The organism is Pseudomonas sp. Irchel s3f10 (genome assembly GCF_900187515.1).
Classification (GTDB): Bacteria; Pseudomonadota; Gammaproteobacteria; order Pseudomonadales; family Pseudomonadaceae; genus Aquipseudomonas; species Aquipseudomonas tensinigenes.
Genome location: NZ_FYDZ01000022.1, coordinates 1 through 20,234, shown reverse-complemented (window position 1 = coordinate 20,234; position 20,234 = coordinate 1). Strand labels below are relative to the sequence as shown.

Below are 20,234 nucleotides of genomic sequence, written 5' to 3'. Positions count from 1 at the left end.
CCTTTAAATCAATTCACGAACGTCGATGAAACGACCGTTCACCGCTGCCGCAGCCGCCATGGCCGGGCTGACGAGGTGGGTACGGCCACCGGCGCCCTGACGGCCTTCGAAGTTACGGTTGGAGGTCGAGGCGCAATGCTCGCCGGACTCCAAACGGTCCGGGTTCATCGCCAGGCACATCGAGCAACCCGGCTCACGCCATTCGAAACCGGCTTCGAGGAAAATCTTGTCGAGACCTTCGGCTTCTGCCTGAGCCTTGACCAGACCCGAGCCCGGCACCACGATCGCTTGCTTGATGGTCGAAGCGACTTTGCGGCCCTTGGCGATCACCGCCGCAGCGCGCAAATCTTCGATCCGCGAGTTGGTGCAGGAACCGATGAACACGCGATCCAGCTGAATGTCGGTGATCGCCTGATTGGCGGTCAAACCCATGTATTTCAAAGCGCGGACGATCGAGTCGCGCTTGACCAGATCCATCTCTTTGGCCGGGTCCGGCACGTTCTGGTCTACGGCCAAAACCATTTCCGGGGACGTGCCCCAGCTGACTTGCGGCTTGATCTGCGCGGCGTCAAGTTCAACCACGGTGTCGAATTTGGCGTCGGTGTCGGAGACCAGGTCTTTCCAGGCTTCGACGGCCATGTCCCATTCGGCGCCTTTTGGGGCGAATGGACGGCCCTTCACGTAGTCCACGGTTTTCTGATCCGCTGCTACCAAGCCAACGCGGGCGCCGGCCTCGATGGACATGTTGCAGATGGTCATGCGGCCTTCGACGGACAAGTCGCGGATCGCGCTGCCAGCGAATTCGATGGCATGGCCGTTACCGCCGGCGGTGCCGATCTTGCCGATCACCGCGAGGACGATGTCCTTGGCGGTCACGCCGAACGGCAATTGCCCTTCCACGCGCACCAGCATGTTTTTCATTTTCTTGGCGACCAGGCACTGAGTGGCGAGCACGTGCTCGACCTCGGAAGTGCCGATACCGTGAGCCAGAGCGCCGAATGCGCCGTGGGTCGAGGTGTGCGAATCGCCGCAGACCACGGTCATGCCCGGCAAGGTTGCGCCCTGCTCCGGGCTGATCACGTGGACGATGCCTTGGCGGACGTCGTTCATCTTGAACTCGACGATGCCGTATTCATCACAGTTGTCATCGAGGGTCTGAACCTGCAAACGCGAGACCTGATCGGCAATGGCTTCGATGCCGCCCTTGCGCTCCGGGGTGGTCGGTACGTTGTGGTCCGGGGTCGCGATATTGGCATCGATGCGCCAAGGCTTGCGCCCGGCCAGACGCAGGCCTTCAAAGGCTTGCGGCGAGGTCACTTCGTGGATGATGTGACGATCGATGTAGATCAGCGCCGAGCCATCGTCGCGCTGCTTGACCAAATGCGAATCCCAGAGCTTGTCGTAGAGCGTTTTGCCGGCCATCAGACGTTTCCTCATCAGCTTGTTTCTATGCCCTGGGCTTATCAATAACCCTTTGGCTTGTGAGGCCGATCCTATGGGGTTAGATTAAATAACTCAAATTCATATTTTTTATGCTTTGGATAACCAACTGGAATACGAACATGGATCTGGCCAACCTCAACGCTTTTATCGCAATTGCCGAGACCGGCAGCTTCTCCGGCGCCGGCGAACGCCTGCACCTGACACAACCGGCGATCAGCAAACGCATCGCCGGGCTGGAGCAGCAATTGAAGGTACGCCTGTTCGATCGGCTAGGCCGTGAAGTCGGTCTGACCGAGGCTGGCCGCGCCCTGCTGCCCCGGGCTTATCAGATTCTCAACGTGCTCGATGACACCCGTCGCGCCCTGACCAACCTCACCGGTGAAGTCAGCGGGCGCCTGACCCTCGCCACCAGTCACCACATCGGTTTGCACCGTTTGCCGCCACTCTTAAGGGAATTCACCCGCCGTTACCCACAGGTGGCGCTGGATATTCAGTTCCTTGATTCGGAAGTGGCCTACGAAGAAATTCTCCACGGCCGTGCCGAACTGGCGGTCATCACCCTCGCGCCTGAGCCACACACACTGGTCAAAGCCACACCGGTGTGGGATGACCCGCTGGATTTCGTGGTCGCCCCGGAGCATTCGCTGATCAGCAATGGCCCGGTCAATCTGGCGGACATCGCCGGTCATCCGGCGGTTTTCCCCGGTGGCAACACCTTCACCCACCATATTGTCCAACGCTTGTTCGAGGCCCAAGGGCTGACGCCGAACATCGCCATGAGTACCAACTATCTGGAAACCATCAAGATGATGGTCTCGATCGGCCTGGCCTGGAGCGTTTTGCCGCGCACCATGCTCGATGAGCAGGTGGCGAGCATCGTATTGCCGGGCATACAGCTCAGTCGCCAGCTAGGCTATATCCTGCACACTGAACGGACGCTCTCGAACGCGGCAAGAGCCTTTATGGCGTTGCTGGATGCACAAATCGATCTGCCAGGGACTTGAGGCCAACTTGTGCTACTCCTATAGAGCCGCTGCCCCTGTGCCTAATGACACCATCAGCTCAAGGCCTGTCCACAATGCCGAAATCTGTTGACCGAACTCCGCCGATGCCGCGTATTCAGGCGATTGACCCGCGTCATTCCGAGCAGAGCTGGGAGAGTGCGCCGCAATTGCTGGCGGCGCTCAACGGCGCGCGGCTCGGCGCCTGGTATTGGGACATCGAGCGCGGGCAGATCAGTTGGTCGCGTGGCACCCAGGCATTGTTCGGCTTCGATCCTCGGCAACCGCTGCCCGAAGATCTGGAATACCTCGACCTGCTGCCGCCGGAAGACCGCGCGAAAACCGTCCGCGCCTTCCACGCGGTGATTGCCGGGGCGCCGCTGGAACAGGCGATGCACCACCGCATCCGCTGGCCCGACGGCAGCCTGCACTGGCTGGAGATCAACGGCAGTTTGTTGCCAGACAAAAACGGCCGCCCCCGAATGATCGGGGTGATTCGTGAAATCACCCACCAGCGCCAACGCGAACAGGCCCTGAGCAGTTCGGAGAAACGTTTCGCGACACTTTTTCACCTGTGCCCGAACATGGTCCTGCTGACCCGTCAGGAAGACGGCCTGATCAGCGAAGCCAATCAGTATTTCGAAAGCCTGTTCGGCTGGCCGGTGCAGAGCGCCATCGGCCGCACCACCCTTGAGCTGGGTTTGTGGGTGCATCCGGAGCAACGCGGCGAACTGGTGAAGAAGACCAACACCAAGGGCGAGTTGATCAGCATGGAGGTGCAGTTTCGCGCCAGCAACGGGCAGATTCACGACGGCATTCTCAGTGCGCAGAAAGTCGAACTTGAAGGCCAGCCGTATCTGCTCAGCACCTTCCTCGACACCACCGAACGCAAAGCCGCCGAACACGCCTTGAAGGACAGCCAGGAACGCCTCGACCTGGCGCTGGACTCCGCGCAGCTAGGTACCTGGGACTGGCACATTCCCAGCGGCATGCTCTACGGCTCGGCCCGCGCCGCGCAACTGCACGGGCTCGAACCGATACCGTTTCATGAATCGTTTGAAGAGTTTTTTGAAGGCGTCCCCGGCGAGGAGCGCGACAGCATGCGCGACGCCTACCGCAGCCTGCGCGAAGGCCCGGCGGGCAATTATCAGCTGACCTATCGCGTGCAACTGCCGGACGGCAGTTCGCGCTATCTGGAAAGCCGCGCCCGCCTCTACCGTGACGACAACGGCGCGCCGCTGCGCATGGCCGGCACCTTGCTCGACATCACCGATCAGGTCGAGCGCGAGCAACGGCTGGTGGCCTCGGAAGAGAAATTCGCCACGCTGTTCCAGGTCAGCCCGGACCCGATCTGCGTCACCCGCCAGGACAGTGGCGAGTTCATCGAAATCAATAACAGCTTTACCCAGACCTTCGGCTGGAGCGCCGCCGACGTGATTGGCCACACCGCCGAAGAAATCGGCCTGTGGGACGCCTCGGCGAAAAGCCTGCAGCGCATCGAGCGGGTGATCCGCGAACAGGGTTTGAGCAACGTCGCGATCATCGTCCAGCACAAGGACGGCCAGTCGCTGACCTGTGTGATTTCCAGCCGGCAGATCAGCGTCGGCGATCAGCCGTGCATCGTCACCACCCTGCGCGACATTACCCAGCAGCAGCGCTCGGAAGCGGCGCTGAAAGCCAGTGAAGAGAAATTCGCCAAAGCGTTCCACTCCAGCCCCGACGCGATCACCATCACCGAGCGCGACACCGGGCGTTATCTGGAGGTCAACGACGGTTTCTGCCGGCTCACCGGCTATCGCGCCGAAGAAGTGGTGGGCAAAACGGTGTATCAGGTGGGTATCTGGGCCGAGGAGAAACAGCGTTCGGCATTACTCGCCGAATTGCAGATCAAGGGTCGCGTACACCATCAGGAAATGCTCGGGCGCAACAAACGCGGGGAAATGCTGACGGTGGAGGTCTCGGTTGAGCCGATCACTCTCAATGAAACCGCGTGCCTGCTGCTGACCGCGCGGGACGTCAGCCTGTTGAAAAACGCCGAAGCGCAGATTCGTCATCTGGCTTATCACGACCCGCTGACCAACCTGCCCAACCGCGCCTTGCTGATGGATCGCCTGAGCCAGCAGATCGCCTTGCTCAAGCGCCACAATCTGCGTGGCGCCTTGTTGTTTCTCGACCTCGATCACTTCAAGCACATCAACGATTCCCTCGGCCATCCGGTCGGTGACACGGTGCTGAAGATCATTACCGCGCGGCTCGAAGCCAGCGTGCGCATGGAAGACACGGTCGCGCGCCTCGGCGGCGACGAATTCGTCGTGCTGCTCAGCGGTCTCGAAGGCTCGCGCAATGAAGTCAGCACGCAAGTGCGCAATCTGGCCGACACCCTGCGCGAATTGCTCTCGGAACCGATGTTCCTCGACGGCCAGCGCCTGCAGGTGACGCCGAGCATAGGTGTGGCGCTGATTCCCGACCACGGCTCGACGCCGACTGATCTGCTCAAACGCGCCGACATTGCTCTGTACCGGGCCAAGGATTCCGGGCGTAACACCACGCAGATGTACCACAACACCATGCAGAAGGCCGCCAGCGAACGGCTGCGCATGGAGACCGACCTGCGTCTGGCGCTGTCGCGCGGTGAATTCAACGTGCACTTTCAACCGCAAATCGATGCCCGCGACAACCGCATCATCGGCGCCGAAGCCCTGGTGCGCTGGAATCACCCGGAACTGGGCGCGCAGTCGCCTACCGAGTTCATCAAGGTGCTGGAAGACAGCGGCCTGATTCTCGAGGTCGGCACGTGGATCCTCGACGAGGCCTGCAATGCCTTCAAACAACTGATTGCGCTGAAACTGGTCGACCCGCTGAATTTCAGCCTGTGCGTCAACATCAGCCCGCGCCAGTTCCGCCAGAACGATTTTGTCGAGCGCATCGAACACAGCATGAGCAGCCATGGCCTGCCCTGTTCGCTGCTGAAACTGGAAATCACCGAAGGCATCGTCATCCAGAACCTGGAAGACACCATCAGCAAAATGCGTCGCCTGAAAAAGCTCGGCGTGAGTTTCGCCATGGATGACTTCGGCACCGGCTATTCGTCGCTGACTTACCTCAAGCGGCTACCGGTGGACACGCTGAAAATCGATCAGTCGTTTATTCGTGATGCAACCACTGACCCCAACGACGCCGAGATCATTCGCGCGATTGTCGCCATGGCGCGCAGCCTCGAGCTGGAGGTGATTGCCGAAGGTGTGGAGACCCGCGAACAACTGGCGTTCCTGCAGGGTTTGGGCTGCCATTTGTATCAGGGATATCTGCACAGTCGACCGGTTGCGCTGGAGGATCTGAAAAAGCTCCTGCCATAACCGGTGCACGTTGCAACAGACGCGCAATTGCCACGATTTGCGGCAACCTGTAGGGTCGCGTTTTTTGCGCCGTTTCGAGATCTGTCATGCAGGATGCAATCCTCCCCCGCCCGGCTCTGCTGGGCATCGACCTTGGCACCACCAACAGTCTGATCGCCGTCTGGCAGGACGGTCAGGCCCGACTGATCCCCAACGCTTTGGGCGATGTGCTGACACCCTCGGTGATCAGCCTCGATGAAGACGACACGATTCTGGTCGGCAAAGCCGCCCGCGCCCGCCTGACCACGCACCCGGAGCGCAGCGCTGCAGCGTTCAAGCGTTTCATGGGCAGCGATAAACAAGTCCAGCTCGGCACACGTCAGTTCAGCCCCGAAGAGTTGTCAGCGCTGGTGCTCGGCTCACTCAAGCAGGACGCCGAAGCCTTTCTCGGCCACCCGGTGTCGGAAGCGGTGATTTCCGTGCCGGCGTATTTCAGCGATGAACAACGCAAACGCACGCTGTTCGCCGCCGAACTGGCCGGGCTCTCGGTGACGCGCCTGATCAACGAACCGACGGCCGCCGCCATGGCTTACGGACTGCATGAGCAGAAATTCGAACGCACGCTGATCTTCGATCTCGGCGGCGGCACCTTCGACGTCACGGTGCTGGAATACGCGTTGCCGCTGATCGAAGTGCACGCCTCCACCGGCGACAACTTTCTCGGCGGCGAAGACTTCACGGCCGCGCTGTTGCAGGCCTGCCTGAAACACTGGCAACTGACCCCGGCCATGGTCGATGCGCAAAGCATGGCCAGCCTCGGTGATGCCCTTGAGCAGCTCAAATGCAAACTCGGCGAAGGCACTCAACACCTGAGCTGGCGCCACGCCGACAAGACCTTCGAATGGTCACTGGACGAAGCCGCTGCGGTAAAAATCTGGGAGCCGCTGCTGGCGCGTTTGCGCGCGCCGATCGAACAAGCGCTGCGTGATGCCCGACTGAAGCCCCGCGACCTCGACAGCCTGGTGCTGGTCGGCGGTGCCACGCGCATGCCGGCGGTGCAGCAAATGGTCGCCACGCTGTTCGGGCGCCTGCCATACCGGCATCTTGATCCGGATACCATTGTTGCGCTCGGGGCGGCGACGCAAGCAGCGTGCAAGGCGCGCGACGGGGCGGTCGAAGAGTTGATTCTGACGGATGTCTGCCCGTATACGCTGGGGATTGCGACCATGCGTGGCGAAGACATCAAAGGTGCGTTCTCGCCCATCATCGAACGTAACACCATCATTCCGACGTCAAGGGTGGAGCGCTATTACACCACCCAGCCTAAGCAATCGCTGCTGCGCATCGCGGTCTATCAGGGTGAACGGCCGTGGGTGTGCGACAACATTCTGATTGATGCTTTCGATGTCACGTTGACGCCTACTCAACACATCCAGGAACTGGACGTGCGCTTCAGCTATGACATCAACGGTTTGCTCGAAGTCGACGTCACCCTGCTCGAAACCGGCGAGCGTCACAGTCACAGCATCGACCGCAGCCCCACGGGTCTGGATGAGCAAGCGCGCCGCGACAGCCATAACCGGCTGTCGACGCTGAAGGTCCATCCACGCGATGCACTGCCCAACCGCACATTGCTGGCTCGTCTGGAGCGGGCATGGATGCAGAGTCTGGGCGAGCAACGCGAGCACATTGCCGAATGGCTGCACAACTTCACCAGCGTGCTCAGCGGCCAGCAACCCGCGGAGATCGCCAGCCATCGCTCAGAGCTGAACAAGGCGCTGGATCAACTGCGTCTCTAGCCGTTGAGCCGCCGCAAGGCAGCCTGCAGGCCGCCGGACAGCGTCTCGCTATCGCCGCTGTCCGGCGGCACACCATAGCGGTTGGGCAACTTGTCACCGGCAAGTCCGAACAACACCAACGGCAAAAATGGCAGAACCGGCGTCAGCGCCATGAAAATCAGCAACGTCGGAATGCCCCGGCCCATGTCGTGCAATCGACGCAGAATGGCGCCGAACACCAGCAGCACGGCCAATAACAGGATAAGAATGCCAGCGCCCGTGGTCCCACTGATCAGCCCTGCCACTGGCGCAATCACCACACACCCCAAGACCTGAGCGATAAAAGCCTTGCGCCCCAACCGCGATCCGAGACGCCAGATCGCTGTCGCCGGTACCGGCTGCACATCGCTTTTCGCCAGCAGTAATCGTTCCGACCAGGACAATATCGCGCACAGGGCCAGGCGCAACCCAACACTGTTCTGCACATCGTCCTTGCCCTGTTGCAGTTGGCGCAGGACGCGCGTTTTCGGCACCCCGGCAGCGCCATAACGAATCAAGCCCTTGAGCGCGTCCAGCGCCTCGTACGCCAGCAGTTTGTCGACACCAAAATCCGTCAGCACTTTGCGCGGCGGCCACACCGGTTCGCCCTTGATCAAACCGTCGCGGAAGCCTTCGAACCAATCGTCTTCACAACTGATCGCAGCGATCGATTGCAACAATGCGCGATGCTGCTCGGCACTCAGGCTCGGGTCGTGATAGAGCACGCCCCAGAACATCATCAAACCCAGCAAATCGTCGCCGCAGGCAGCACGATCACTTTCGAGGCAGGTGTAAAGCAGGCTATTGGCCGGCAACCGGACACTGTCGAGTGCCTGCTCTACGCTGAACAATTGCTGCACCAACAAACCGTGCACCGGATCATTGCCTTGCAGCCATCCGAGCAAACCGTTGCAATTGCCTTGCTCGCGCAGCAAGCGCCGCAGCAGAGGCTGCAGTCGACTCAAAGGATGAGCCGGATTGAATGGCAGGCGCTCAAGGCACTGCGCGTCAATCAACTGCAACCAGCGTTCGGGTTGTTCCAGCAACGCCAGCAGAAACAAAGTCTGCGCATGCCACTCCCAAGTGGCCTCACCCAGCCCCACCGGTGGCAACTGAATCCCGCGACGGCTCAACTGCAGAATCAAGTCGAGTTCGGACAAGTCGCAATCATCTTTGACCGCACCCAGCGTGAACGCGTCTGCCAGTCGTTCCAGCGCAGCGTCGTTGTAAGGCCGCAAGCGACGCAACCACAGACGACAGACCTTATGCGGCTCGCCGTTGGTCAGCACCTGCGGCAATGGCCGCGAACCTGAACCCGCATCGCTGAACGCGCTCATGGCCAGCGCAATCGGTGCCCTGCGCAACCAGCGCAGGTGCTGCTCAGCCTGATATTTGAACCCACTCATCACCAGGCTTTCGAGGGCATCGATCGGCAACGGTGCATCCACAATCTGCTGCAACAACGCTGCATCACCGCGATGCAGCGCCCAGGCGTGGCGGTACAGATGCAGCAATCGGCTGTCGGCATTTTCGCCCAGCAATTGCGCGAGCAAGGGCAGTTCATCACCGCTCATGCGCCAATCGACAAAACTGTGCGCAAGGCTCTCAAGTTTTAACCGCCCGACACCCAGCCAACGGTTCAGCGTCTCGGGATGTTGTGACGGACAGCCATACACTTGGGCGTCATCGCCAAGATCCTCTGGCCAGGCAGAAATACCCTGCAGGCGATCGAATGCCTGAATCAGCAGCGGCAGAAAAGTCGGCTGGCGCTTGGCACACAGCTCCAGCAGACGACTTTCCGCCATCGGATGGCGATGCTCGTTCCACAGCCGGATCCAGCACGGCAATGCCTGATCGTCGCGCCCCAGCAGACTGCTCTGACACGCCAACAGGTAAAGCCAGTCGACATCGTCCGGTGCGGCAAGCTGCTGCTCGATACAGCACTGCAAAAACGTCGGCCCGCCGATTCCCGCTTGAGTGAACTGCACCAACAGACGCTTGAGGAACGCGGCATCCTCCGGCAACGGCAGGCACGTGTGCTGACTGGCGAAGTCGGCGAACTCAGGCAGTGGGCGCTGGTTGAAGATGAAGTCGAGGCTGCGGGCGTACCACAGTGATTCGGTCTGCGCAGCCTCTGACCATGTGCTCATCAGATCCGTATCGAACGGGTCCGGCGTTTCGATTCGCTGGAGAAAGGATTCCACCCGATGTGCGTCGTCGAAACCCAGATCCAGCAACTGTTGATCCCAGGCCATACGTTTGGCCAACAGATTCGCGCAACGGTACGACAACGGACCGGCGTCGGCCATCCGGTGGTACAGGCCCCAGCTGACTTCATCGAGCACGTCCAGCGACAGCTCATCCAGCCCTCGGACAAAGGCCTGCCACGCGGCAAAATTGAACCGGCGCGCGGGATCATCCAGCAGCTCGCAAAACTCCCCGAACACCGGAGGGACCTCAACGACAGTCTGTTCTGAGGCTTGGGACTCGTACTCGTCCTCGGGCTCTTCTTCCTCGTCTTCACGCGCCAGACGCAGGGCGTTTTCGTAGGCCATGCGCAGCGCCTGGAAGCCTTGCGGGTCAGTCTCCGGGTGATGCGCTGGCAAACGTGCGCGGTAGGCATTGCGAATCAGGGTTTCGTCGTTAGTAGGCTCGATGCCCAGGCGGATCCAGCAACTCATGACCAGTCGAACTCCTTGAGCGATGCCGGGCGTGGCGGCAAATCGATTTCCATATGCCACGGCAAATCAGCCAGAAACTGAGGGATGTTCGCGGCAAGGCCACGGGCAATCCGCACGTTCAGGGCACTGGCGCCTTGTCGGTCCAGCTCGCGCGCCAGCTCATCGTCGCTGGCACTCAGGCAGGACCAAAACGTCCGGCCCACGACAAAGCCGTCGAAGTAAGCCATCCAGCTACCGTAGTGAAATTGCGCTCTGAGGGCCAAACGACTGTGCAGCCAGTTGCTTTCGTCCAGGTTGACCCACTGATTGCGCACCGCGCAACGCAAGAGAAAGCCCATGCGGCCATAGTCCCAGGACAAAATCCCGCCCGGCCCGCAACTGCCGAAGGTGCGACTGGCAAACTCATGCAGGATGCGTTCGCGGGGGGAGAGATCGTCCAGCAAGGCCTGCCATTCACTCGGCAGACAACGCTGCCACGCCAAGTAGGCCGCGCTGAGGTGCTTGGCATGGCCGTCGTCGGTCATCCGTACGAGCATGTCGAACAGCTGGCCACGGTCATCGATCCCCCAACTGTCCTGCAGATCAATGTAGCGATCATTGCAGAACGCCGGGTCGTCGTAGCTGGCGCCGGTATTGATCGCCGCCATGGGTGCAGACAGGGCGCACAGCCAGCGCTGTTGAATCTCGTCCATGAAAAAAGGCTCCAGGCCGACCGGTGAGGAATGGGGGTCGGCAAAACTGCCGCGGATTGTAGAGAAACCGCCGCCAGCGGCAAAGCCGAACAACGGTTTTCTTGCGCGCACAAAAAAGGCCCCGACGTATCGGGGCCTTCATTCAGCGGCTCATCGCCTGTTCAGACGATTGTGTTGCCGCACATGACTCAGTGCTGCAACGCCGGCTTCTGCGTCCCGTTGATCGGGATGCGTTTGGCTTTCGCTTCTTCCGGGATCACTCGCAACAGGTCGATGCTCAGCAGACCGTTTTTCAGATCGGCAGCCTTGATCTCGATGTGATCGGCCAGGCGGAAGGACAGCTTGAACGCACGCTGGGCGATGCCCTGGTGCAGGAAGGTCACGCCTTCGTTGGCATCACGCTTGCCACCACTGATGGTCAGCACACCTTTTTCGACTTGCAGTTCCAGGTCTTCTTCCTGGAAACCGGCTGCCGCTACGACGATGCGGTATTGATCATCACCGTGTTTTTCGACGTTGTAAGGTGGGTAGCTGCTGCCTGGCTCATTGCGCAGGGCGGTTTCGAACAGGTCGTTGAAACGGTCGAAACCTACCGAGGAACGGAACAGTGGCGCGAGGGAAAATGCAGTACTCATGGTTCAAATCTCCTGAAAACAATCAGCAAGGTTTTTTGACTCCGCGACCCGAATTCGGCATCGCGTAACCCTTAGATAGGGACCGCTGAAATGATTTCAAGAGACTATTTGCAGATTTTTTTCAGGCCGCTTCGGCGACCGGCAGACCGAGCAAACGCGAAACATGATCCGGTTCGGTCTCACGGCGCAGGACGGTGAACAGCTCAGCCGCCTCGGGATAATTGCGCGTGAGCATGGCCAGCCATTGCTTCAAACGGCCCGGCGATTGGCGTGCAGTCATCTGCGCTTTGGCTTGCAACCAGAAGTCCTGGATCAGCGGCATCAGCTCGGCCCAGCTCATCTCGACCACTTCTTCACCAGCGCGGGCGGCGGCGATCTGCTTGGCCAGATCCGGGCGCGAGACCAGACCGCGACCGAGCATGATGTCTTCCACACCACTGATTTCCCGGCAACGCCGCCAGTCTTCGACGCTCCAGATATCGCCGTTGGCGAACACCGGGACTTTGACCACGTCCTGCACGCGCGGAATCCACTCCCAGTGTGCGGGCGGTTTGTAGCCGTCCATTTTCGTACGGGCGTGAACCACGATGTGCTCGGCGCCGCCCTCAGCCAATGCCGTGGCGCAGACCAGCGAACCGTCGGGGCTATCGAAGCCCAGGCGCATTTTTGCGGTGACGGGAATGTGCGCGGGTACGGCGCGGCGGACGTGCTCGACGATCTGGTTGAGCAGTTCCGGCTCCTTGAGCAAAACCGCACCGCCACGGGATTTATTGACGGTCTTGGCCGGGCAGCCGAAGTTGAGGTCGATCACTTCGGAGCCGAGTTCGCAGGCCAGTGCAGCGTTTTCCGCCAGGCATACAGGGTCGGAACCGAGCAATTGCACGCGCAATGGCACACCGGACGCGGTGCGCGCACCGTTGAGCAACTCCGGGCCGAACTTGTGGAAATAGGCCGGCGTGAGCAACTGGTCGTTGACCCGAATGAATTCGGTCACGCACCAGTCGATGCCGCCAACGCGGGTCAGCACGTCGCGGAGAATGTCGTCGACCAACCCCTCCATGGGCGCCAGAGCAATTTGCATGGGAAAACACTACTTGAGGAAAAACGTGCGGCAGTTTACTGGATATCGCGCAAATCCGCAGAACAACACATATTCCTTGTAGGAGTGAGCCTGCTCGCGATAGCGGTGTGACAGTGAGGCATATGTTGGCTGACACACCGCTATCGCGAGCAGGCTCACTCCTACAGTTTAGATTCGGGCAGATTCCGGGATCTGGATAGCCGGACCATAGCCCTCGATGAATTCGGCCGGCATGCGCTTGGGCTTGCCCGTGGACAGCTCAATGCAGACAAACGTGGTCTGCGCGCGCAACAGCGTGGCATTGTCGCTCGGGCGCTTGAGCTGGAAATGCCGGGTCATTTTCAGGCGCTGATCCCAATCGACAATCCAGGTTGCCAATTGCAGTTCGTCGCCTTCATAGGCCGCTGCCAGATAATCGATCTCGTGACGCACTACGGCCATCGCCCGATCCAGTCGCCGATACTCGACCAGATCCAGGCCCAGACGCTGCGAATGACGCCAGGCGCAACGCTCGAGCCAGGTCACGTACACGGCGTTATTCGCGTGGCCCAGCCCGTCAATGTCCTCGGCGCCTACTTGCAGATCAATGGTAAACGGCGTTGCCCGATCCCAGCCCATGCCCCACTCCCGGTCAATGTATTCAACCGGGGCAGTGTAACGGAGCTCAGGCCGATTGGCGCGCCTGAAGACTGCGGCCGGCCAGCAGTGATAACACGCCATCAACCACTCGAGGGTCGGCCAGCACACGCTGATGACCGCCGCCTTCAAGGCGCAACAGGCGACTGTCGAACCAGGATTCGTGGATCAGTTGCGATTCCTTGACCGAAACGAAGTTGTCGTCCTCGGCATGCACGATCAAGCCGGGCATATCCAGTTGATAGTGGGCAACGTCGAGCGTGGCGGCGCGCATACCAACGTCTTGCTCGACCTGACGGATGAAAGCGGAACGGGCTCGCGGCGGCATGCCGACGTAGCGGGCAAAACCGCGCAATACGCCAAGAATGCGTGCAGGCGCGGCAATGCTGACGAGGGTTTCGGTGCGCAAGCCCAGTTGCACGGCGAGCATGGCGCTGGCGCCGCCCATGGAGTGACCGATAACCGCTTGCAACGGCGGCAACTCGGCAGCAGCTTCGAGCATCGCCCGAGCGAACAAAACGACATTGGCTTCACGCCCCGGCGAACGACCGTGGGCAGGACCATCGAGCGCAACAACGGTATAACCGGAATCGACCAGTGCGGTGATCAGCGCGGCGAACTGGGTCGGGCGCCCTTCCCAACCGTGCATCAACAGCACCGTCGGGCCTTGGCCCCAGCGCAGCGCCGAGAGGCCGAAGCGCAAAGTGATCCGCTCGGAACTGGCCAGCAGCGGCAGCTCCCAATCCCGCAGCGGCAGCGAACGTGGCGTCATGAATGCCAGACGCATTTTGCTCGCCACGCGTTGCGGTGCAATCCAGCCCAAGGTGCCATTAACGCCACGAACCCACTTCAACGTGTTCATCGCTCTCTCCTCAGGCCTGTTGCCTTCAGGTCAACGCACCGCCGACTTGGCAGCGCGCAGCAATCGATCGGATAGATCTCCCGGGCCGAGCGCTCTTGCGAGTGCCAGACCACCCACCATCAAGGCCACGTCGGCCAGGGCTTTGTCGGTGTCCTCGGGGCTGGACGCCAACTGCGCAACCATCAACTCCAGGTGTTCGTTCAGCGCTATGCGGAACGATTCCGGCAGCCGCCCCAACTCACCGATGGACGCTGGAATCGGGCATGCCGCGTCGCTGGAATCACGGTGTTTGCGCGACAGGTAGAACGCAGCGACCAGGGCGCGGCGCTCTTCGCCGGTCAGTTCGGCATCCATGTCGGCAATCAGGTCGCGGCGGCGACCGAGCAATTGCTTGAACGCTTCGAGCATCATTGCGTCCTTGCTTTCGAAGTGCGCGTAGAAGCCACCGACGGTGAGGCCGGCTGCGCCCATCACTTCACCCACGCTAGGGTCCGCCGGGCCGCGCTGAATCAGTGCAGCGCTGGCAGCCTTGAGGATGCGTTCGCGGGTTTGAGCTTTTTTATCGTTCATCGCTGCCTCCGAATATTACAACTAGAATATTATTCGCATAATAATATTCTGCAAGTCAAGGATATGACCGCTGGTCTGAAGCACAGTGTAAGGAAAAAGGAGAATTGGCCAAACGCCAGACAAACAAAAGGGCCATTCAATAATTGAATGACCCTTATAAAATCCCGCAGAGCGGGTAATCGTGGCGTCCCCTAGGGGACTCGAACCCCTGTTACCGCCGTGAAAGGGCGGTGTCCTAGGCCACTAGACGAAGGGGACACAAACCTTCTATACAACTGATCAGCGCTGAGTACTGATCGATTCAAGGCCGGTGTGGCCAGACCTTGAACTTGTAAAATTGGTGGAGCTTAGCGGGATCGAACCGCTGACCTCCTGCATGCCATGCAGGCGCTCTCCCAGCTGAGCTAAAGCCCCGGATTTTTCGCCTCGCGGCGGAGCGACATCTTGCAACATCGCTTCTGTAAAACTGGCGTCCCCTAGGGGACTCGAACCCCTGTTACCGCCGTGAAAGGGCGGTGTCCTAGGCCACTAGACGAAGGGGACGCAAACCCTTCTATACAATTGATCAACGCTGAGTGTTGATCGCTTCAAGGCCGGTGTGGCCAGACCTTGAAGTGTAAATTGGTGGAGCTAAACGGGATCGAACCGTTGACCTCTTGCATGCCATGCAAGCGCTCTCCCAGCTGAGCTATAGCCCCTCATCGTTGATGTCATCGCTGAGGACGGGGCGAATCTTAAGGGCGTATCGAAAGCCTGTCAAACTTATTTTTGAAATTTTTCAAAGTTTTTCGTCGGCATAACAATCACTTACCGCCCTCCTCCCGAAAATCCGGGACTTGGGATAAAGCATGCCCCTGTAGGAGCTGCCGCAGGCTGCGATCTTTTGACGTTGCCGTTTAAAGATCAAGATCAAAAGATCGCAGCCTTCGGCAGCTCCTACAGGGGGGGTTAAGCTATCAGGCGATCGCGCCCAGCAGCTTTTCCCACTCTTTGTTTTCTTTCTTCGACACGCCGCCCAGCAGGTCGATTGCCTGGCGCAGACGATACCGGGTCAGATCCGGGCCAAGGATTTCCATCGCATCGAGCACCGACACCGAACTCGCCTGACCGGTGATCGCAGCGAACATCAGCGGCATCGCATCGCGCAGTTTCAACTCCAGCGATTCAACCACCGCCTGAATCGTCGCGGTGATGTTGTCCTTCTCCCACTGACGCAGGCTTTCCAGCTTCCACAGGATCAACTGCATCAACTGTCGAACCTGATCACCCGAGAGCTTTTTCGATTCGAACAGCTTGGCATCCGGGTTAACGCCACCGGCGAAGAAGAACCCGCCCAGCGGTGCAACCTGGCTGAAGGTTTCGACGCGACCCTGAACGTGCGGCGCGATCTTCATCATGTATTCGGAATTGAACGCCCACTTCTGCACGCGTGCGGCGAACTCTTCCACCGGCAGATCGCGCAACCACTGGCCGTTGAGCCACGACAGCTTCTCGATATCGAAGATCGGCCCGCCCAGCGAGACACGCTTGAGGTCGAAGTTGTCGACCATTTCCTGCAGCGAGAACTTCTCGCGCTCGTCCGGCATCGACCAGCCCATGCGGCCGAGGTAGTTGAGCATCGCTTCGGGCATGAAGCCCATGCGCTCATAGAACGTCACCGAGGTCGGGTTCTTGCGCTTGGACAGCTTGCTCTTGTCCGGGTTACGCAGCAGCGGCATGTAGCACAGCTCCGGTTGTTCCCAGCCGAAGTATTCGTACAGCAGAATCAGTTTCGGCGCCGATGGCAGCCACTCTTCACCACGCAGCACGTGAGTGATACCCATCAGGTGATCGTCGACGACGTTGGCGAGGAAGTACGTCGGCAGGCCGTCGGTCTTCATCAGCACTTGCATGTCCATGCGATCCCACGGGATCTCGACATCGCCACGCAGCATGTCCGGCACCACGCACACACCTTCGCTAGGCACTTTCATGCGGATCACGTGGGGTTCGCCGGCCGCCAGACGAGCGGCGACTTCTTCTTTCGACAGCAGCAGCGCGCGACCGTCGTAACGCGGGGTTTCGCCGCGGGCCATTTGCTCGGCGCGCATCTGGTCCAGCTCTTCAGCGGTGCAGAAGCATGGGAACGCGTGGCCCATGTCGACCAGTTGCTGGCAGTATTTCTGGTAGATGTCGCCGCGCTCGCTCTGGCGATACGGGCCGTGCGGGCCGCCGACGTCCGGGCCTTCGCTCCAGTCGATACCCAGCCAGCGCAGGGCGTCGAAGATCTGCTGTTCGGACTCGCGGGTCGAACGCAACTGGTCGGTGTCTTCGATGCGCAGGATGAACTCACCGCCATGCTGCTTGGCAAAGCAGTAGTTGAACAATGCGATGTAAGCGGTACCTACGTGGGGGTCCCCGGTAGGCGATGGCGCGATGCGAGTGCGGACGGTGGTCATGGCATGTCTCGAAAAGAATGAAAAGCAAAACAATCAAGCGGCGAATGGTAACAGGCGACACCCGCCCCGCTCCAGCGGGCAGGGCATTTAAGCCAAGTTTGCCTCTGGAACGCCGGTAAGCCGTGGTGAATGGGCAAATATCAGCGGATGGCATTTACCGTTTATCGGCTGTATGCCAGATTCGCCTGCTGATAACTTTCCTTACAATTCCTCGACTACAGTTTGCCCATGCCTGCCCAACTCAAGCGTCGCCTGTTGATTTTCCTGCTGCTCGTCCTGCTGATTGCCGGGGGCTTTTTTGCCCATTGGTTTTTCAAGGGACGCTTCTATGAAAGCACCGACAACGCTTATGTCCAGGGTGAAATCACCCGTGTTTCGAGCCAGTTGAGCGCGCGCATCGATGAAGTGCTGGTGCAGGACAATCAACACGTGGAAAAAGGCCAGTTGCTGGTGCGCCTCGAACCCAATGATTTCCGTCTGGCCATTGATCGCGCCACCGCCGCCCTCGCCACCCGTGAAGCAGAACGCCTGCAAGCGCAAAGCAAATTGACTCAGCAATCGAGTCTGATCGCCGCCAGCGACGCGCAAGTGGCGACCACCCAAGCGACACTTGGCCGCTCGCAGATGGATTTGTCGCGTGCCGAAACCCTGCGCAAACCCGGCTATGTTTCCGAAGAACGCGTGACCACCCTCTCCGCTGACGCTCATATCGCCCGTTCGCAAGTGGCCAAGGCGCAAGCCGACGCACAGGGCCAGCGCCAACAGGTCAACGCCCTGAACGCGGAAATCAAACGCCTCGACGCACAGATTGCCAACGCCCGCGCCGACCTCGCGCAAGCCGAACTCAACCTGACCCGCAGTGGAATCCATGCACCGATCAGCGGTCTGGTCGGCCAGCGTGCCGCGCGCAATGGTCAAGTGGTGCAGGCCGGCGCTTATCTGCTGTCGATCGTCCCGGACGAAGACATCTGGGTGCAGGCCAATTTCAAGGAAACCCAGATCGGTCATATGCAACCCGGCCAAAAAGCCGAGCTGACCTTCGATGCTTATGGCGACACGCCGATCGAAGCGCGAGTCGATAGTCTGTTCGCCGCGTCCGGCGCGCAGTTCAGCCTGCTGCCGCCAGACAACGCCACCGGCAATTTCACTAAAGTCGTGCAACGAATTCCGGTGAAGCTGACCTTCAAGGCCGACAACCCGCTGCACGGCAAGATCCGTCCGGGCATGTCGGTGACCGCCACTGTGAACATCAAAGACGCTCCGGACAATGGCCGGTGATTCACTGATCCGCCCGGTCGGCGAACCGACCCGGCGCGATTGGATTGCGGTGATGAGCGTGATGCTCGGTGCCTTTATGGCGGTGCTCGACATCCAGATCACCAACTCGTCGCTGAAAGATATTCAGGGCGCGTTGTCAGCGACGCTGGAAGAAGGCTCGTGGATTTCCACCTCGTATCTGGTCGCGGAAATCATCATGATCCCGCTGACCGCGTGGCTGGTGCAGTTGCTCTCGGCGCGGCGTCTGGCGGTGTGGGTGTCGCTGGGGTTTCTGGTTTCGTCGTTGCTGTGCTCAATGGCCTGGAGCCTGGAGAGCATGATCGTCTTCCGCGCAATGCAGGGTTTCACCGGCGGCGCGCTGATCCCGCTGGCATTCACCCTGACCCTGATCAAACTCCCCGAACACCACCGCGCCAAAGGCATGGCGATGTTTGCCATGACCGCGACGTTCGCGCCGTCGATCGGCCCGACGCTGGGCGGCTGGCTCACGGAGAACTGGGGCTGGGAGTACATCTTCTACATCAACATCCCGCCGGGGCTGATCATGATCGCCGGGTTGATGTACGGACTGGAAAAGAAAGAAGCGCACTGGGAATTACTGAAAAGCACCGACTACACCGGCATCCTCACGCTGGGCATCGGCCTCGGGTGCTTGCAGGTGTTTCTTGAAGAGGGTCATCGCAAGGACTGGCTGGAATCGAGCCTGATTGTGACGTTGGGCAGCATTGCGCTAGTGAGCCTGATCACCTTTGTGATCGTGCAGATATCCAAACCGAATCCGCTGATCAACTTGGGAATCCTGCGCAATCGCAACTTTGGGTTGTCGAGTATTTCCAGTCTGGGCATGGGTGTCGGGTTGTACGGCTCGATCTATCTGTTGCCGCTGTACCTGGCGCAGATCCAGAACTATAACGCCTTGCAGATCGGTGAAGTGATCATGTGGATGGGCGTGCCGCAGCTGTTTCTGATTCCGCTGGTGCCGAAACTGATGAAGATTATTTCGCCGAAGTGGCTGTGCACGCTGGGGTTTGGCTTGTTTGGTCTGGCGAGTTTTTCGTCCGGGGTGCTCAACCCGGATTTCGCCGGGCCGCAGTTCAATCAGATCCAGATTATTCGCGCGCTGGGTCAGCCGTTGATCATGGTGACCATTTCGCTGATCGCCACGGCGTACATCCTGCCGCAGGACGCGGGGTCGGCGTCGAGTCTGTTCAATATTCTGCGTAACCTCGGCGGTGCGATCGGCATTGCTTTGCTGGCGACGCTGCTGGATGCGCGCACCAAGACTTACTTCGATTATTTGCGTGAAGCGGTGGTGCCGACCAATCCGCAGGTGGCCGAGCGACTGGCGTCGATGACCGATCGGTTTGGCAGTGACACGGCGGCGTTAGGCAAGCTGAGTGAGATCGTCCATCAGCAGGCGGCGATCATGGCGTACAACGATGCGTTTCACTTTGTCGGGATTGCGTTGGGGATCAGCATGTTGGCGATATTGTTGACCAAAAAACTGCCGCAAGGGTTGAAGGCTGGGGAGTCCCACTAACTGCAACTGATCGTTCCCATGCTCCGCGTGGGAATGACTCCGGTGACGCTCTGCGTCACAGCGGACGCGGAGCGTCCGGGGCTGCATTCCCACGCAGAGCGTCACTAGTGTCCGGTAAAAACTGAAGGGGGAGCTTGCTCCCCCTTGCTGTGCCTGCTTCCTGAGCAATAATCAGGTTTTTCAGACTCGATTTTCGACTATGTTCAGCAGCACCCGATTTGCGCA

Annotated in this window: 14 protein-coding genes and 4 tRNA genes; 5 read left to right on the top strand and 13 right to left on the bottom strand. The window is 59.9% G+C overall.

What is annotated here, in order from left to right; genetic code table 11:
• Positions 1 to 3: 3 nt before the first annotated feature.
• Positions 4 to 1,422 (bottom strand): 3-isopropylmalate dehydratase large subunit, encoded by a 1,419-nt coding sequence (gene leuC, locus CKW17_RS27960; protein WP_038363632.1) that lies wholly within the window; start codon positions 1,420 to 1,422, stop codon positions 4 to 6.
• Positions 1,423 to 1,562: 140 nt separating this feature from the next.
• On the opposite strand from leuC, the gene CKW17_RS27955 reads away from it, so the two are divergent.
• The 3 genes from CKW17_RS27955 (at position 1,563) to CKW17_RS27945 (ending at position 7,578) form a co-directional block, all read left to right on the top strand.
• Entirely contained in the window at positions 1,563 to 2,447 is an 885-nt protein-coding gene (locus CKW17_RS27955; protein WP_095123117.1) for a LysR family transcriptional regulator, read from the top strand.
• A gap of 74 nt (positions 2,448 to 2,521) precedes the next feature.
• Positions 2,522 to 5,800: a PAS domain S-box protein gene (locus tag CKW17_RS27950; protein WP_095123115.1), complete on the top strand. Its 3,279-nt coding sequence runs from the start codon at positions 2,522 to 2,524 to the stop codon at positions 5,798 to 5,800.
• 86 nt (positions 5,801 to 5,886) lie between these two features.
• Positions 5,887 to 7,578: a molecular chaperone HscC gene (locus CKW17_RS27945; protein WP_095123113.1), complete on the top strand. Its 1,692-nt coding sequence runs from the start codon at positions 5,887 to 5,889 to the stop codon at positions 7,576 to 7,578.
• Here the strand turns inward: CKW17_RS27945 and CKW17_RS27940 are convergent.
• The 12 genes from CKW17_RS27940 to gltX form a co-directional block, all read right to left on the bottom strand.
• Positions 7,575 to 10,277 (bottom strand): DUF805 domain-containing protein, encoded by a 2,703-nt coding sequence (locus tag CKW17_RS27940; RefSeq protein WP_095123111.1) that lies wholly within the window; start codon positions 10,275 to 10,277, stop codon positions 7,575 to 7,577. The genes CKW17_RS27945 and CKW17_RS27940 overlap by 4 nt on opposite strands.
• Entirely contained in the window at positions 10,274 to 10,969 is a 696-nt protein-coding gene (locus CKW17_RS27935) for a DUF1266 domain-containing protein (RefSeq protein WP_095123109.1), read from the bottom strand. Before CKW17_RS27935 ends, CKW17_RS27940 begins: the two co-directional genes overlap by 4 nt.
• Positions 10,970 to 11,157: 188 nt before the next feature.
• Positions 11,158 to 11,604: an Hsp20 family protein gene (locus CKW17_RS27930; protein WP_034152778.1), complete on the bottom strand. Its 447-nt coding sequence runs from the start codon at positions 11,602 to 11,604 to the stop codon at positions 11,158 to 11,160.
• A gap of 121 nt (positions 11,605 to 11,725) precedes the next feature.
• Entirely contained in the window at positions 11,726 to 12,685 is a 960-nt protein-coding gene (locus CKW17_RS27925; RefSeq protein ID WP_095123107.1) for a tRNA-dihydrouridine synthase, read from the bottom strand.
• A gap of 168 nt (positions 12,686 to 12,853) precedes the next feature.
• The gene (locus CKW17_RS27920; RefSeq protein ID WP_095123105.1) at positions 12,854 to 13,303 is read right to left on the bottom strand and encodes a thioesterase family protein; all 450 of its coding nucleotides are present in this window, start codon (positions 13,301 to 13,303) and stop codon (positions 12,854 to 12,856) included.
• 46 nt (positions 13,304 to 13,349) lie between these two features.
• The gene (locus CKW17_RS27915; protein WP_095123103.1) at positions 13,350 to 14,183 is read right to left on the bottom strand and encodes an alpha/beta fold hydrolase; all 834 of its coding nucleotides are present in this window, start codon (positions 14,181 to 14,183) and stop codon (positions 13,350 to 13,352) included.
• A gap of 30 nt (positions 14,184 to 14,213) precedes the next feature.
• On the bottom strand, positions 14,214 to 14,753 hold the full coding sequence (locus tag CKW17_RS27910; RefSeq protein WP_095123101.1) for a TetR/AcrR family transcriptional regulator: 540 nt from the start codon (positions 14,751 to 14,753) through the stop codon (positions 14,214 to 14,216).
• A gap of 182 nt (positions 14,754 to 14,935) precedes the next feature.
• Positions 14,936 to 15,011 (bottom strand) — tRNA-Glu (locus tag CKW17_RS27905).
• A gap of 80 nt (positions 15,012 to 15,091) precedes the next feature.
• Positions 15,092 to 15,167, bottom strand: a tRNA-Ala gene (locus CKW17_RS27900).
• A 53-nt stretch (positions 15,168 to 15,220) separates the two neighbouring features.
• Positions 15,221 to 15,296: transfer RNA gene (locus CKW17_RS27895), tRNA-Glu, on the bottom strand.
• Between the two features lie 79 nt (positions 15,297 to 15,375).
• A tRNA-Ala gene (locus CKW17_RS27890) sits at positions 15,376 to 15,451 on the bottom strand.
• 258 nt (positions 15,452 to 15,709) lie between these two features.
• Entirely contained in the window at positions 15,710 to 17,191 is a 1,482-nt protein-coding gene (gltX, locus tag CKW17_RS27885) for a glutamate--tRNA ligase (RefSeq protein WP_007913414.1), read from the bottom strand.
• A 228-nt stretch (positions 17,192 to 17,419) separates the two neighbouring features.
• On the opposite strand from gltX, the gene CKW17_RS27880 reads away from it, so the two are divergent.
• Together CKW17_RS27880 and CKW17_RS27875 are read left to right on the top strand one after the other, a co-directional pair.
• Positions 17,420 to 18,469 carry an HlyD family secretion protein gene (locus tag CKW17_RS27880; RefSeq protein ID WP_095123099.1) on the top strand — a complete coding sequence of 350 codons (1,050 nt, stop codon included), beginning with the start codon at positions 17,420 to 17,422 and terminating at the stop codon, positions 18,467 to 18,469.
• A 49-nt stretch (positions 18,470 to 18,518) separates the two neighbouring features.
• Positions 18,519 to 20,009 carry an MDR family MFS transporter gene (locus CKW17_RS27875; RefSeq protein ID WP_176470133.1) on the top strand — a complete coding sequence of 497 codons (1,491 nt, stop codon included), beginning with the start codon at positions 18,519 to 18,521 and terminating at the stop codon, positions 20,007 to 20,009.
• Positions 20,010 to 20,234 lie beyond the last annotated feature (225 nt).

Excerpts from the sequence above, each read along its gene's own strand:
- CKW17_RS27915 (WP_095123103.1), bottom strand. The coding sequence starts at position 14,183 with ATGAACACGTTGAAGTGGGTTCGTGGCGTTAATGGCACCTTGGGCTGG.
- CKW17_RS27945 (WP_095123113.1), top strand. The coding sequence starts at position 5,887 with ATGCAGGATGCAATCCTCCCCCGCCCGGCTCTGCTGGGCATCGACCTT.
- CKW17_RS27920 (WP_095123105.1), bottom strand. The coding sequence starts at position 13,303 with ATGGGCTGGGATCGGGCAACGCCGTTTACCATTGATCTGCAAGTAGGC.
- CKW17_RS27955 (WP_095123117.1), top strand. The coding sequence starts at position 1,563 with ATGGATCTGGCCAACCTCAACGCTTTTATCGCAATTGCCGAGACCGGC.
- CKW17_RS27910 (WP_095123101.1), bottom strand. The coding sequence starts at position 14,753 with ATGAACGATAAAAAAGCTCAAACCCGCGAACGCATCCTCAAGGCTGCC.
- CKW17_RS27950 (WP_095123115.1), top strand. The coding sequence starts at position 2,522 with ATGCCGAAATCTGTTGACCGAACTCCGCCGATGCCGCGTATTCAGGCG.
- CKW17_RS27880 (WP_095123099.1), top strand. The coding sequence starts at position 17,420 with ATGCCTGCCCAACTCAAGCGTCGCCTGTTGATTTTCCTGCTGCTCGTC.
- CKW17_RS27940 (WP_095123111.1), bottom strand. The coding sequence starts at position 10,277 with ATGAGTTGCTGGATCCGCCTGGGCATCGAGCCTACTAACGACGAAACC.
- leuC (WP_038363632.1), bottom strand. The coding sequence starts at position 1,422 with ATGGCCGGCAAAACGCTCTACGACAAGCTCTGGGATTCGCATTTGGTC.
- CKW17_RS27925 (WP_095123107.1), bottom strand. The coding sequence starts at position 12,685 with ATGCAAATTGCTCTGGCGCCCATGGAGGGGTTGGTCGACGACATTCTC.
- CKW17_RS27935 (WP_095123109.1), bottom strand. The coding sequence starts at position 10,969 with ATGGACGAGATTCAACAGCGCTGGCTGTGCGCCCTGTCTGCACCCATG.
- CKW17_RS27930 (WP_034152778.1), bottom strand. The coding sequence starts at position 11,604 with ATGAGTACTGCATTTTCCCTCGCGCCACTGTTCCGTTCCTCGGTAGGT.
- gltX (WP_007913414.1), bottom strand. The coding sequence starts at position 17,191 with ATGACCACCGTCCGCACTCGCATCGCGCCATCGCCTACCGGGGACCCC.